The organism is Luteimonas sp. A534 (genome assembly GCF_054072805.1).
This window is the reverse complement of record NZ_JBSVRR010000003.1, coordinates 133,565-147,138: the sequence shown is the minus strand read 5'-3', so window position 1 is coordinate 147,138 and position 13,574 is coordinate 133,565. Positions and strand designations below refer to the sequence as shown.

Below are 13,574 nucleotides of genomic sequence, written 5' to 3'. Positions count from 1 at the left end.
TATTACTCCATGTTTCATCGGGGGATAAACGACGCAGTTTAGGTTCGAATGCCGGCCGCGTCGAATCCGGAATTTGCGAATGTTATCAATCGGCCCCCGGGGATTATCCGGATTGTCTTCACGCGCCTGCGGCAGACTGGAAGCGATCCAGATATTCAGGGCAATCCACCGGAGCGGACGTGCTTTCAATCATTATTCCCGCGCACGATGAAGCGCCGGTCATCGGCGCCACCCTCGACGCGGTGGCCATCGCCACCGTCGCATCCAGCCGCGTTGTCGAGTTGATCGTGGTGGATGACGCCTCGACCGATGCGACGGCAGCGATCGCCTGCGGCCGCGGGGCACGCGTGGTGCAGGTCGACCTTCGCCATATCGCGGGTGCCCGGAACGCGGGGGCGAAGGCTGCCGCCGGCGACCGGCTGTTGTTCATCGATGCGGATACCCTGGTCACCCGGCAGGCAGTGGACGCGGCCATGCAGGCGCTGGATTCCGGCGCGCCGGGCGGTGGCACGGCCGTCCGCTTCATGCGGCCGTTGCCGCTGCACATACGGATCTTCGAATCGGCGTCGATCGCCCTGTTCCGGCTGTTCCGCGTGACGCCGGGCTGCTTCATCTTCTGCACGCGCGATGCGTTCGACGCCGCGGGCGGATTCGACGAAGCCCTGTACGTGGCCGAGGACGTGGCGTTCGGGCGGGCGTTGGCCCGGCTGGGGCGCGTGGCGATCCTGCGCGCACCCGTCGTCACTTCGGCGCGGAAGATGCACACCTATTCGCTGGGCGAGAAGCTGCGCTTCACCCTGCGGTTCCTGGCTTCGCCCAGGCGCGTGGCGCGCACCCGGGACAAACTGCCGCTCTGGTACGGCCCGCGGCGCCACGACGCCGCGGGCCGGTCGGCCGGGCATGAGGACGGACAGGATGAATGAGTCGCTGATGCCTCCCCGGCGATCAGGAGACTTTTTCGAGAATGATCCAGATCGCGGCGGCAAACGTCATCAGGGCGAACAGCACGCCGCCCCAGCCACTGATTGCCGAAGGCTCCTTGCGCAGTCCGAAGCGCAGGAATCCCACGACCAGGGACGGCACCAGCAGCAGTATGGAAGCGAGTATCCAGCTGTATTCCGGCATAACGCCCTCCTCGCACCGGGCCAGGCTTGGCCCGTGTATCCATACTGGCCTGACGAGCCGTTCCTGGAATTGATCCAGGGCAAGGCGCGCCGCGGCGATACAATGGGCGTTCCCCACCCGCGCACCTGCAACTCATGATGAACAGCAAGCATCGCAAGCCCCTTCCCGGAACCTCGCTCGACTGGTTCGATCCCCGCGAGGCGGTGGAGGCACTGCGGCCCGGCGCTTGGGACGCCCTGTCCTACACGGCCCGCGTGCACGCCGAGAACATCGTCCGCCGCGCCGATCCCGCGCGTATCGATGATTACCTGCTGCAGCTCGTCGAGCGCCGCCGCGACCTGGATTTCCCCTGGTTCCCCGCGCGCGTCGTCTGCCACGACATCCTCGGCCAAACCGCGCTGGTGGACCTGGCCGGCCTGCGCGATGCCATCGCCAACGCCGGCGGTGACCCGGCGCAGGTGAATCCCGTGGTGCCGGTGCAGCTGATCGTCGACCATTCGCTGGCGGTGGAATGCGGCGGTTTCGACCCGGACGCGTTCACCCGCAACCGCGAGATCGAAGACCGTCGCAACGCCGACCGCTTCCACTTCATCGACTGGACGAAGAAGGCCTTCCGCAATGTCGATGTCATCCCGCCGGGCAACGGGATCATGCATCAGATCAACCTGGAGAAGATGTCGCCGGTGATCTATACGCAGGACGGCGTGGCTTTCCCCGATACCTGCGTCGGCACCGACAGCCACACGCCGCACGTGGACGCCCTGGGCGTGATCGCGATCGGCGTCGGTGGGCTTGAGGCCGAGAACGTGATGCTTGGCCGCGCCTCGTGGATGCGCACGCCCGAGATCGTCGCCGTCGAACTCGCGGGCAGGCCGCAGCCGGGCATCACCGCCACCGACGTGGTGCTGGCGCTGACCGAGTTCCTGCGCCAGCAGAAGGTGGTCGGCGCCTATCTCGAATTCCGCGGCCCGGGCGCCGCTGCGCTGACCATCGGCGACCGCGCCACCATTTCCAACATGGCGCCGGAATACGGGGCCACCGCGGCGATGTTCTTCATCGACGACAACACGCTCGACTACCTGCGCCTCACCGGCCGCACCGACGAGCAGGTGGCGCTGGTCGAGACCTATGCGAAGACCGCCGGGCTGTGGGCCACGGACCTTGCCAACGCGCGGTACGAGCGCACGCTGCATTTCGACCTGTCATCGGTCGTGCGCAACATGGCCGGCCCGTCCAACCCGCACCGCCGCCTTCCGGTCAGCGACCTGGCCGAGCGCGGAATCTCCGGCAACCTCGCCGGCGCCCGCGCGCAGGAAGCCGAAGGCCTGCTGCCCGATGGCGCGGTGATCATCGCGGCCATCACCAGCTGCACCAACACCTCCAACCCGCGCAACGTGATTGCCGCCGCGCTGCTGGCGCGCAACGCCAACGCGCGCGGACTCACGCGCAAGCCGTGGGTGAAGACCTCGCTGGCGCCGGGCTCGCGCGCGGTGCAGCTATACCTTGAAGAAGCGAACCTGTTGCCGGAACTGGAACAGCTCGGCTTCGGCATCGTCGGCTTCGCCTGCACCACCTGCAACGGTATGTCGGGTGCGCTGGACCCGGCGATCCAGCAGGAAGTGATCGACCGTGACCTCTATTCGGTGGCCGTGCTGTCGGGCAACCGCAACTTCGACGGCCGCATCCATCCCCATGCCAAGCAGGCCTTCCTGGCCTCGCCGCCGCTGGTGATCGCCTATGCCATCGCCGGCACCATCCGCTTCGACATCGAGAAGGACGTGCTGGGCATCGACACGGACGGCCAGCCGGTCACGCTCAAGGACCTCTGGCCCAGCGACGAAGAGATCGACGCCGTGGTCAAGGCCAGCGTCAAGCCCGAACAGTTCCGCCGCGTCTACGAGCCCATGTTCCGCCTGGCGGTGGATGACGGCACGCGCGTGGAACCGCTGTACGACTGGCGCCCGATGTCGACCTACATCCGCCGCCCGCCCTATTGGGAAGGTGCGCTGGCCGGCGATCGTTCGATGACCGGCATGCGTCCGCTGGCCGTGCTCGGCGACAACATCACCACCGACCACCTGTCGCCCTCGAACGCGATCATGGCCTCGAGCGCCGCCGGCGAGTACCTCGCAAAAATGGGCGTGCCGGAAGAGGACTTCAATTCCTACGCCACCCATCGCGGCGACCACCTCACCGCGCAGCGCGCGACCTTCGCCAACCCGAAGCTGCTCAACGAGATGGTGCGCGATGCCGACGGCAACATCCGCCAGGGCTCGCTGGCGCGCATCGAGCCCGAAGGCCAGGTCACCCGCATGTGGGAAGCGATCGAAACCTACATGGCGCGCAAGCAGCCGCTGGTCATCATCGCCGGCGCCGACTACGGCCAGGGTTCGAGCCGCGACTGGGCCGCCAAGGGCGTGCGCCTTGCGGGCGTGGAAGTGATCGTCGCCGAAGGCTTCGAACGCATCCACCGCACCAACCTCGTCGGCATGGGCGTGCTGCCGCTGGAGTTGCAGCCGGGCACCACGCGACTCACGCTCGGCATCGACGGCACCGAAACCTTCGACGTCGTCGGCACGCCCGCGCCGGGCGCCACGTTGACGCTGGTGATCCGCCGCACGGACGGCAGCAGCGCCGAAGTGCCGGTGACCTGCCGCCTCGATTCAGACGAGGACGTCTCGGTGTACGAGGCCGGCGGCGTGCTGCAGCGCTTCGCCCAGGATTTCCTGGCGGCCACGACAGCGGCGTAACGCCAGGGGGCGTATCAGGCGGGTTCACTCCTGGGGAGGAACCCGCATGCCCGGAACCGTCACCCTGCACCGCGTGCTGCGCGCGCCTCCCGAGCGCGTCTACCGCGCCTTCGTCGACACCGACGCCCTGACCAAGTGGCTGCCGCCACACGGCTTCGTCGGCAAGGTCCACGAGATGGACGCGCGGGTGGGCGGCGGCTATCGCATGTCATTCACCAACCTCGGCACCGGCAAGGTCGAATCCTTCAGCGCCCGCTACACCGAGCTTGTCGAGAACCGGAAGATCGTCCACGCCGACCGGTTCGACGACCCTGCCCTTGCCGGCGAAATGTCGGTCACCGTGGAACTGGAGGCGAGCGTGGCCGGGACGGTGCTGCGCGTCGTCCAGCAGGGCATCCCGGACGTCATCCCCGTGGACTTCTGCTACCTGGGCTGGCAGGACTCGCTGGCCCAGCTTGCGCAGCTGGTCGAACCTGAAATCCCCGACGGCTGAGCCGGGCGGCCCGCAGCCGCGGCCCCGGAATGCCATGGGACAATGACGCGAGGCACCATCCGAGCGCATTCCATGACCGACGGCCCCCAGCACCCCGCGCCTCAACTGAGGATTCCCGCCACCTACATGCGCGGCGGCACGTCGAAGGGCGTGTTCTTCCGCCTCGAAGACCTGCCGGCGTCCGCGCAGGCGCCGGGCCCCGACCGCGATGCGCTGCTGATGCGCGTGATCGGCTCGCCCGACCCTTACGCCAAGCACACCGACGGCATGGGCGGCGCGACCTCGTCCACCAGCAAGTGCGTGATCATCGGTCCGGCCACGCAGCCGGGACACGACGTCGACTACCTCTACGGCCAAGTGTCAATCGACAGCGCCTTCGTCGACTGGTCGGGCAACTGCGGCAACCTGAGCACGGCCGTGGGGCCGTTCGCGATCGCCAACGGCTTCATCGACCGCGCGCGGCTGCCTGACAACGGCACGTTCGCCGTCCGCGTCTGGCAGGCCAACATCGGCAAGACCATCGTGGTGCACGTGCCGATCGCCAACGGCGAAGTGCAGGAGACCGGCGACTTCGAGCTCGACGGCGTCACCTTCCCGGCGGCCGAGGTCGTGCTCGAGTTCATGGATCCGTCCGATGACGGCGACGACGGCGGCACGATGTTTCCCACCGGCAACCTCGTCGACGACCTGGAGGTGCCGGGCGTCGGCACCCTCAAGGCGACGATGATCAGCGCCGGCATTCCCACCGTCTTCGTCAACGCCGCCGACATCGGCTACGCCGGCACCGAGCTGCAGGACGCTATCAACGGTGATTCCAAGGCCTTGGCCATGTTCGAGACCATCCGCGCGCACGCCGCCGTGCGCATGGGCCTGATCGACGACATCGCCGGCGCGGCCACGCGCCAGCACACGCCCAAGGTCGCCTTCGTGGCGCCACCGGCGGACTACGTGTCATCCAGCGGCAAGGCCATCGCCGCGGATGACAGCGACCTCAACGTGCGCGCGCTGTCGATGGGCAAGCTGCACCACGCGATGATGGGCACCTGCGCGGTGGCCATCGGCACCGCGGCGGCGATCCCCGGCACCCTGGTGAACCTGGCCGCCGGCGGCGGCACGCGCGAGGCGGTGCGCTTCGGCCATCCCTCCGGCACGCTGCGGGTGGGCGCCGAGGCGCGCGAAGCCGATGGCCGCTGGACGGTGACCAAGGCGATCATGAGCCGCAGCGCGCGGGTGCTGATGGAAGGCACGGTTCGGGTGCCCGGGTAGAATCGCGCCATGGATATCTTCAAGGTTTTCACCCTCGAGGCCGCGCACCTGCTGCCCAACGTGCCGGCGGGCCACAAGTGCGCGCGCCTGCACGGCCACTCGTTCCGGATCGAGTTGCACGTCTCCGGCGAGCCGGGCGCGGAGTCGGGCTGGGTGATGGACTTCGCCGACATCAAGGCCGCGTTCGCGCCGCTGTATGAGCAGCTGGACCACCACTACCTGAACGACGTTCCGGGGCTGGAGAATCCGACCAGCGAGCGCCTGGCGATGTGGATCTGGGACCGGCTGAAGCCGGCACTCCCGCTGCTGTCGGAAGTGGTGGTGCATGAGACCTGCACCTCCGGGTGCCGCTACCGGGGTTGAGACCATAGCGCGCTGCCATCAGGGAACCTGAACGTCCCGACGAGCGGTTGTTGCACCGCAACATAAGGCCGGCTATGCTGCATCGCACAAACCGGCAATCCCTGCCGGACACCAGCAGGAACCCGCCATGTACCAGAACATCAACGAGCAGTTTGGCAGCGCCACGCGCCAGTTCGCCGACACCGCCGCCGAGGTCAACCGCCTGGCGCTGGCCAGTGCCGAGAAGGCCTTCGGCCTGCAGCTGTCGACCATCGAAGCGAACACCAATGCCGCCTTCGCCTTCTGGGGCGAGCTGGCCCAGGTGCGTGACGTCGACGGCCTGAAGGCCGTGTGGCCGAAGGGCGCGCAGCTGGCCCGCGAGAGCGTCGAGCGCTCGGTCAGCGCCGGCCAGGAAGTCTTCGGCCAGGCCGTGGCCACCAACGAAGCCATCACCCAGATCGCCAAGGGCCAGGTCGAGCAGGCCGCCGCCAAGGCGCAGGACGCCGTCCAGGGCGCCGCCAAGGCCGCTGCCGGCAAGAGCCGCAAGTAAGAGGCGTCGACGGTCCCGGCAACGGGACCGGGGCATCGCGCGACCTCTCTCCCCGCTCGATGCCCGCATCACAGGACCCGGCAGCTCGCGCTGCCGGGTTTTTTCATGCCTCCGCGCGCCGGTGCACGGCGCGTGCGGTGCGCGCGAACCTGGCGCCGCGGTTGAGTCCGATGCGCAGCGCCAGCGGCACCGACTCCCAGGGCAGCCGTTCGAGCGTGTTGCGCGCGGTCAGGCCCAGCTCGACGTCGCCGGTCAGCACCAGGCGACGCTGGAAGAACAGGGTATCGGCGTCCTCGAGCCGGCTCGCCAGCAGCAGCAGGTCGGCGGCGGTGCCGCGAACGCTCGCTTCGGCATCGCCATCGCCGGCTTGCAGCCGGCCGCCGCGCAGCTCCACCACCCAACGCAGGCCGAGGTCGGTCACTTCGATCCCCAGGCGACGGTCGGCCATGAAGTCGAGGCTGCCGTCGGCGACCGGCGCCGCCAGCACCGCGGCCATGGCGCGTTCGAGCAGCCGCTGCTGCAGGCCGGCAGGAATCGCCCGCAGCAGTGGCGCCCAGCGCGTGGGCGGCGGCAGCAGCCGCAGCAGGGTGGTGGGGACGTGGAGGGATGCGGAGGCGCGATGCATGGCCGGGACGATTCCAGTGGGCGGGACGTGGACGGAAGAGGGGGAATCCGCGGCGATGCCCTGCACACGGCGGGCATCGGCGATGGCCAGCGTGGCCAGGCCGCTTGCGGTCGCAGGCGGCAGCCCGACGCGTCGTGCGATGGCTTCGGCACGCCGGTGGACGCGGGCTTCACGCTCCACGTCCACCAGCGGCAGGCCGGCGCGCGCCTTGCAATGCCCAGCGTGGGCAGCCACTCGTGCACGCAAGCCGAGCAGCAGCACCAGCGCGCGGTCGATGCCTCCGATCGCAAGGCGCGCGCGCGCCAGCGAGCTGTCAACCATCACGCCCATGCCATCGCCTGCGGTCCTCTGGATCCCGACTGCCAGCAGACCACTCCACGGCCCAGGCTGGCACTGACCTGGATCAACCGCGGTCGATCCTTGCCGGCCAGCGTCGATGCACGGCGCGCTTGACCGGGGTCAGGGCGCCGAGAGGCGACGGGGCGCGACCCTGTCGCCCTCGACACGATCCCGGGGCACCCGCGTGGCTTTCCACGACCTGCGTTCATTCCTGTCGCGGCTGGAGCGCGACGACCAGCTGCGACGCGTCACGGCTCCGGTCGATCCCGAGCTGGAGTCGACCGCGCTGTGCCTGCGCGCGCTGCGCGAAGGCGGCCCGGCGCTGCTGATGGAGCGGCCCGCCGGCTCGCAGCACGCACTGCTGGGCAACCTGTTCGGCCACCGCGATCGCATCGAGGCCGCGCTGGCCGGGCGGCCGCTGGCATCGCTGCGCGAGCTGGGCGAACTGCTGGCGTCGATCAAGGAACCGCGCTGGCCGTCGAGCCTGAAGCAGGCGCTGTCGACCTGGCCGGAACTCGCGCAGCTGGCGCTGGTGGCGCCACAGGCCGTGCGCGAGGCGGCATTCAATGACGAGGTGCTGGAAGGCGGCGACATCGACCTGGCGCGACTGCCGGTGCAGCGCTGCTGGCCGGGCGACGCGGGCCGGCTGATCACCCTCGGCCTGGTGGTCACCCGCGGCACGCGGAAGCCTCGGCAGAACATCGGCATCTACCGCATGCAGGTGATCGGTCCCGACAAAGTGATCATGCGCTGGCTGCCGCACCGGGGCGGCGCGCTGGACTTCGCCGACTGGACGGCCGACCGCCCCGGCGAACCCTTCCCGGTGCTGGTCGCGATCGGCGCCGATCCCGCCACCACGCTGGCGGCGGTGGCGCCCGTGCCCGACACGCTGTCGGAGTACGAATTCGCCGGCCTGCTGCGCGGCCAGCGCACGCGCATCTGGCACAGCGAGCGCAGCGGCCTGGACGCGCCGGCCGGGGCCGAGATCCTGATCGAGGGCGTGATCCATCCGGGAGAAACCGCGCTGGAAGGCCCCTTCGGCGACCACACCGGCTACTACAACGCGCAGGACCACTTCCCGGTGCTGACCATCGAACGCATGCGCCTGCGCCGCAACGCGATCTACCAGGGCAGCTACATGGGCCGCGCGCCCTTCGACGAGCCTTCGGTGCTGGCGTTGGCGCTCAACGACATCTTCGTGCCGATCCTGCGCAAGGTGTTTCCGGAGATCGTCGACTTCCACCTGCCGCCGGAGGCGTGTTCGTACCGCATCGCGGTGGTCTCGATCCGCAAGCAGTACCCCGGCCACGCGCGCCGCATCATGATGGGCATCTGGTCCTACCTGCGGCAGTTCACCTACACCAAGTTCGTGATCGTCACCGACGACGACATCGACGTGCGCGACTGGTCGCAGGTGCTGTGGGCGGTGTCGACGCGGGTGGATCCGGCGCGCGACACGATGCTGGTCGAGAACACGCCGATCGATTACCTCGACTTCGCGAGCCCGGTGGCCGGCGTCGGCTCGAAGCTGGGGATCGACGCCACCAACAAGCTGCCCGGCGAAACCAGCCGCGCATGGAGCCAGCCGATCCGGCTCGATCCCGACGTGGAACGGCGGGTGGATGCGCTGTGGTCCGCGATCACACCGGGCGGGCCGTCGATGCCATCCACCTGATCCAGGTCAACGACGCCGATGGACCGCGGCGGCGAGGATGCGCATCCATCCGCGCCCGGGAATCCCCGCATGCAACTCGTGTGTCCTGCCGGCAACCTGCCGGCCCTGCAGGCGGCGGTCGACGCCGGCGCGAACGCGGTCTATGCCGGGCTGCGCGACCAGACCAACGCCCGCGCGTTTCCCGGCCTGAACTTCAGCGACGACGAACTGGGCACAGGCATCCGGTATGCACATGCCAGGGGCGCGAAGGTCTACCTCGCGCTCAACACCTATCCCGACAGCGCGCGCGTGGCGCAGTGGCATGCGGCGGTCGACAAGGCCGCGGAACTGGGCTGCGACGCGATCATCGCCGCCGAGATGTCGGTGCTCGACTACGCCGCACGCACGCATCCCGGCCTGCCCCGGCACCTGTCCGTGCAGGGCTCGGCCACCACCGAGCCGGCGCTGCGCTACGCCTTCGAGCGCTTCGGCATCAGTCGCGCGGTGCTGCCGCGCGTGCTCTCGATCCAGCAGGTGGAGCGCCTGTGCGAACGCGCACCGGTGGCGATCGAGGTCTTCGCCTTCGGCAGCCTGTGCATCATGGTCGAGGGCCGCTGCCAGCTGTCGAGCTACGTCACCGGCGCCTCGCCGAACCGCCACGGCGTGTGCTCGCCGGCGAAGTTCGTGCGCTGGGACGAGTTCGACGACGGCACCCGCACCGCGCGCCTGAACAACGTGCTGATCGACCGCTTCCAGCCCCAGGAACCGGCGGGCTACCCGACGGTGTGCAAGGGGCGCTTCGAGGTCGGCGGGGAGGTCTTCCACGCGCTTGAGGAGCCGACCAGCCTCAATACGCTGGAGCTGCTGCCGAGGCTTGCGCGCGCCGGCGTGGTGGCGCTGAAGATCGAGGGCCGGCAGCGCGGCGCGGCCTACGTCGCCTCGGTCACGCGCACCTGGCGCGCGGCGATCGACCGCTACCGCGCCGACCCCGCCGCATGGACGCTGCAGGAGCGCTGGCAGACCGAGCTGTCGGCGCACGCCGAGGGCCACCAGACCACGCTCGGCCCCTACCACCGCGCCTGGCACTGACCCGCGCGGCAACGAAAGGACCATCCACATGAAGCTGAGTCTCGGGCCGCTGCAGTACTTCTGGCCGCGCGAACGCACCCTCGCCTTTTACCGCGAGGTCGCCGGCTGGCCGGTCGACGTCGTCTATCTGGGCGAAACCGTGTGCAGCAAGCGCCGCGAGCTGCGCACCGTCGACTGGCTGGCGCTGGCCGAGGAACTGGCCGCCGCCGGCAAGGAGGTCGTGCTGTCGAGCCTGGCCCTGATCGAGGCCGAGTCCGAACTCGGCGTGCTGCAGCGCCAGGTCGACCACGGCGGCTTCCGGCTCGAGGCCAACGACCTGTCGGCGGTGCAGCTGTGCCGGCGCGCCGGACTCGAATTCGTGGGCGGGCCGACGCTGAGCGTCTACAACCACCAGGCGCTGGCGATGCTGGTTGAAGACGGCCTGCGCCGCTGGGTGCCGGGCGTCGAGCAGGGCCGCCAGCTCGTGGCCGAGCTGCGCGACGCGATGCTTGCCGACGGCCACGCCATGCCCCAACTGGAGGTGATCGCCTGGGGCCGGCTGCCGCTGGCGCTGTCGGCGCGCTGCTTCACCGCGCGCGCGCTGGACATCGCCAAGGACCAGTGCGGCTTCCGCTGCATCGACCATCCCGACGGCATGCCGCTGGCCACGCGCGAGGGGCGGCCCTTCCTGCGCATCAACGGCATCCAGGTGCAGGGCGAAGAAACCACCGACCTCGGGCCGGAGCTGCCCGCGCTGGCGGACCTCGGCGTCGACCTGCTGCGGATCTATCCGCAGGCAGAGGGCACCCGCGACATCGTGGAACGCTTCGACGCCGCGCGCGACGCCGCTGCTCCGCTGCCGGCGCTCGGTGCCCGCAACGGCTACTGGCACGGTGAGGCCGGCATGGTCCGCGACGGCCACGGCGCATGCGCGGCCGCCTCATCGATCTCGACCACGAAGCGGCTATAGCCGCGATTCGGCGGGCCGTCGCGGCTATAGCCGCTCCCACAAAAGAAGATGGCTCCCACGAAGGGCCGCCGCCATCGAGGGACCGGCCGTTGCTCAACACATGCGTTCCGGCCCGAGCGGGGGCACGCCATCGTCCTGCCGGGACACCTCTGCGGTTGCCTCGATAGCCTGATGGCTCCCCGCGCCGGCCTGCTCCAGCGCCTTCAGCCGCTCGCGTCCGGACTGCAACCACGCCGTTGCCTCGGGACCCGCGCACAGCTCCCGCGCGACCCTGCGCACGGCATCGGCATCACCGGCCATGGTCGCGTCGAAAAAGCGCGCGAATGGCCCGTCATCAGGTCCGTCGAACAGGGATCGCACCGCACGCTGCTGCTGTTCCAGGGACGCTTGCGCGAGCAGCGGGCGGCACTGCGTAACACCGGCGAGCGCTTTCGGATCCTGCACGTCATGGTGGCCCCAGATCGGCAATGGCTGTCGGTCACCACGCTCCTGCCGTCGCACGGCTTCTTCGAAAACCGCGACGATGCGGTCCGTGCCATGACGATCCGGCGCATCGATGCCGTGATGGCTGCCGTGCGCGGCGTGGCCGATCGTCGATGCCAGCCGCGCTCCCCCCATGGTCTTCAGGGCTTGCCGGAGCAGCGGCGTCTCGTTGATCGCGCCTCCCACGACACCTGCGGCATAGCGCGTATGCGACGCGAGCCCCTCGCGGCCGGTGAAGCTGGAAATCGACTGCGACTCCCCAAGGTGCGGCCCCGACTTCTTGGACACCACGCTGTTGTTGACCTCGTAGTTCAGGAAGCCGGTACCGTCCGCGGCGAAGAACGATGGACGGAACCGGGGCACGAGGGAAGGGGTTGCGCCGTTGTCCTCCAGCCATTGCCGATAGCCCTGCGACTGCACGATATTGGCCGCCCCGGGCGCATCGAACGAGCGCCCATCCCAGCCGAAGGTATGGCTCAGAACCTGCGCGTGGGCGCCGCCGAGGGAATGACCCACCACCTCGATCCGATAGCCCTGTGCCCCGTAGGTGTCCTGCACCTTGAGCGCGAAGTCCAGCGCCTCGCGAAACTGCGGGTCCCACGCATCCCCGGGTAGAAGCTTCTCCTGGATCGAGGCCATTTGTGCCCGCGTCCTGTCAGTACCCGGAGACGGCAGGCCGAGCAGGTCGAGCAGCTCGCCATCGCGCGCGAGCGCCAGGTTCGGGCCGCTCCAGTCAGCGGCGTTGTCGCTTCCTCGGATGGCGATGACGACGCGCTTCTGGCTCTCGTTGGCGAACGCGTAGGCGACGAAGCCACTCGCATCACTCAGATTTTCGTATTTTTCTTGGAGCCAACGCTCCAAACCAAGGCTCTCAGCAAACAGTACCTGTGGTCCGGATTCAAGCCACGAAGGAAAACGTCAGCTTGGTCCAGATAACTAACGCGACTGAATCGCGCCAGTTCCAGCTCGTTCCGATAGTCGATGCGGCGCGACCACTCAGGGGGCGGGCCAGGACTTTGCACTCGATCACTCATGACTGACCTCCTTGTCGTCACAGGTTCAAAAATTACGGCACTTCCTCATGATCGAGGTCGTAAAGATCGATCCTGATCTTTTGCGTATGCGCTTTCAGGCCATGCGTGATCTTGTGCTCGGGAAACCGGTCGCAAATAATTACCCTCTCCCCTGGGCCTCGAACTTTCCCTCCATCACGCGTGCACCTGACCTGCACGGGAATGGCATCATCGGTATTGGCGAGCAATCGGCTTCGCTCTTCCGTACACCGCGGATTACGTGGCTCGCAGCGCGGCGCGTTCTCATCCAGCGCCCTGGCGTCCGCGACTACGAGTCTCATGACAGGGCCGGCCGAGTCGCCTTCGCGGACTTCGAGCGGCGTCACCATGAGCATGGCGTTCCCCTTGATGTTCCACCCGCAGCGTCCGGGCAGATAACGATCAACCACCCAGTCCGCTACCCACTCGTCGCCATTGCGCACCGGATGCAGCTCGTACTCCCACCCCTTCGCGCCCCCGCCCTCCCAGAATCCGAGGTGCTTGTAGCAGTCGCCTTCCTGGTTCGTGGTCATGAAGCCGATGCTGAACAGAAAGTCCAACGTCGCCGGCGCGCGACCATGGAGCCGCACGACATGCCTGGGATCGGGATTCACTGGCGGATCCCAGGGGTTGACCTGGTTCGGCAGGATGATCCGGCCGAGCGGCTCCGTCGACTGGCAGGCTGGCAGCAGCAACAAGGCAAGCAGGACGACCAGCACCGCATGGCACCGCCCTCGCCCCGGCGCGGCACCCGGTCCCTCCACGGCGGCCCTTGCCACGCGGCCCGCCAGTCCGCTGATGCACACCATCGCCGACCTCCCTGTCAGGATATTTCTACCGCTGGCCACCCCTTCCCC

At 68.7% G+C, this 13,574-nt stretch carries 13 protein-coding genes; 9 read left to right on the top strand and 4 right to left on the bottom strand.

The genetic code is table 11. The annotated features are described in order from the left end of the window. Positions 1–179: 179 nt before the first annotated feature. Positions 180–923 (top strand): glycosyltransferase, encoded by a 744-nt coding sequence (locus ACW5F0_RS08850; protein ID WP_456999567.1) that lies wholly within the window; start codon positions 180–182, stop codon positions 921–923. Between the two features lie 22 nt (positions 924–945). Here ACW5F0_RS08850 and ACW5F0_RS08845 read toward each other — a convergent pair whose 3' ends face one another. Continuing rightward, a complete protein-coding gene (locus tag ACW5F0_RS08845; protein WP_456963582.1) occupies positions 946–1,125 on the bottom strand; it encodes a hypothetical protein in 180 nt (59 codons plus the stop codon). 137 nt (positions 1,126–1,262) lie between these two features. On the opposite strand from ACW5F0_RS08845, the gene acnD reads away from it, so the two are divergent. The 5 genes from acnD to ACW5F0_RS08820 all read left to right on the top strand — a co-directional run bounded on the left by acnD (position 1,263) and on the right by ACW5F0_RS08820 (position 6,526). After that, positions 1,263–3,875, top strand: a complete 2,613-nt coding sequence (gene acnD, locus ACW5F0_RS08840; RefSeq protein ID WP_456999565.1) for a Fe/S-dependent 2-methylisocitrate dehydratase AcnD — start codon at positions 1,263–1,265, stop codon at positions 3,873–3,875. Between the two features lie 46 nt (positions 3,876–3,921). Beyond that, entirely contained in the window at positions 3,922–4,368 is a 447-nt protein-coding gene (locus ACW5F0_RS08835; RefSeq protein WP_456963580.1) for an SRPBCC family protein, read from the top strand. A 72-nt stretch (positions 4,369–4,440) separates the two neighbouring features. Next, the gene (gene prpF / locus ACW5F0_RS08830; RefSeq protein ID WP_456999564.1) at positions 4,441–5,634 is read left to right on the top strand and encodes a 2-methylaconitate cis-trans isomerase PrpF; all 1,194 of its coding nucleotides are present in this window, start codon (positions 4,441–4,443) and stop codon (positions 5,632–5,634) included. Between the two features lie 9 nt (positions 5,635–5,643). Beyond that, complete coding sequence (gene queD, locus ACW5F0_RS08825; RefSeq protein WP_456999562.1) at positions 5,644–5,997, top strand: 6-carboxytetrahydropterin synthase QueD; 354 nt, start codon at positions 5,644–5,646, stop codon at positions 5,995–5,997. Between the two features lie 127 nt (positions 5,998–6,124). Next, entirely contained in the window at positions 6,125–6,526 is a 402-nt protein-coding gene (locus ACW5F0_RS08820) for a phasin family protein (protein ID WP_456963577.1), read from the top strand. Between the two features lie 103 nt (positions 6,527–6,629). On the opposite strand, the gene ubiT is transcribed toward ACW5F0_RS08820, so the two are convergent. Continuing rightward, complete coding sequence (ubiT, locus tag ACW5F0_RS08815) at positions 6,630–7,472, bottom strand: ubiquinone anaerobic biosynthesis accessory factor UbiT (protein WP_456999560.1); 843 nt, start codon at positions 7,470–7,472, stop codon at positions 6,630–6,632. Between the two features lie 202 nt (positions 7,473–7,674). Between ubiT and ACW5F0_RS08810 the strand changes: the two genes are divergently transcribed. From ACW5F0_RS08810 to ACW5F0_RS08800, 3 genes are all read left to right on the top strand, one after another. Beyond that, positions 7,675–9,165, top strand: coding sequence for a UbiD family decarboxylase (locus ACW5F0_RS08810; RefSeq protein WP_456963575.1), 1,491 nt, complete (start codon positions 7,675–7,677; stop codon positions 9,163–9,165). A 69-nt stretch (positions 9,166–9,234) separates the two neighbouring features. Continuing rightward, positions 9,235–10,233 (top strand): ubiquinone anaerobic biosynthesis protein UbiU, encoded by a 999-nt coding sequence (ubiU, locus tag ACW5F0_RS08805; protein ID WP_456963574.1) that lies wholly within the window; start codon positions 9,235–9,237, stop codon positions 10,231–10,233. A 28-nt stretch (positions 10,234–10,261) separates the two neighbouring features. Beyond that, positions 10,262–11,182, top strand: a complete 921-nt coding sequence (locus ACW5F0_RS08800) for a U32 family peptidase (protein ID WP_456999558.1) — start codon at positions 10,262–10,264, stop codon at positions 11,180–11,182. A 93-nt stretch (positions 11,183–11,275) separates the two neighbouring features. On the opposite strand, the gene ACW5F0_RS08795 is transcribed toward ACW5F0_RS08800, so the two are convergent. Together ACW5F0_RS08795 and ACW5F0_RS08790 are read right to left on the bottom strand one after the other, a co-directional pair. Beyond that, positions 11,276–12,526, bottom strand: a complete 1,251-nt coding sequence (locus ACW5F0_RS08795; RefSeq protein WP_456999556.1) for a hypothetical protein — start codon at positions 12,524–12,526, stop codon at positions 11,276–11,278. A 205-nt stretch (positions 12,527–12,731) separates the two neighbouring features. Beyond that, the gene (locus ACW5F0_RS08790) at positions 12,732–13,526 is read right to left on the bottom strand and encodes a hypothetical protein (protein WP_456963571.1); all 795 of its coding nucleotides are present in this window, start codon (positions 13,524–13,526) and stop codon (positions 12,732–12,734) included. Positions 13,527–13,574 lie beyond the last annotated feature (48 nt).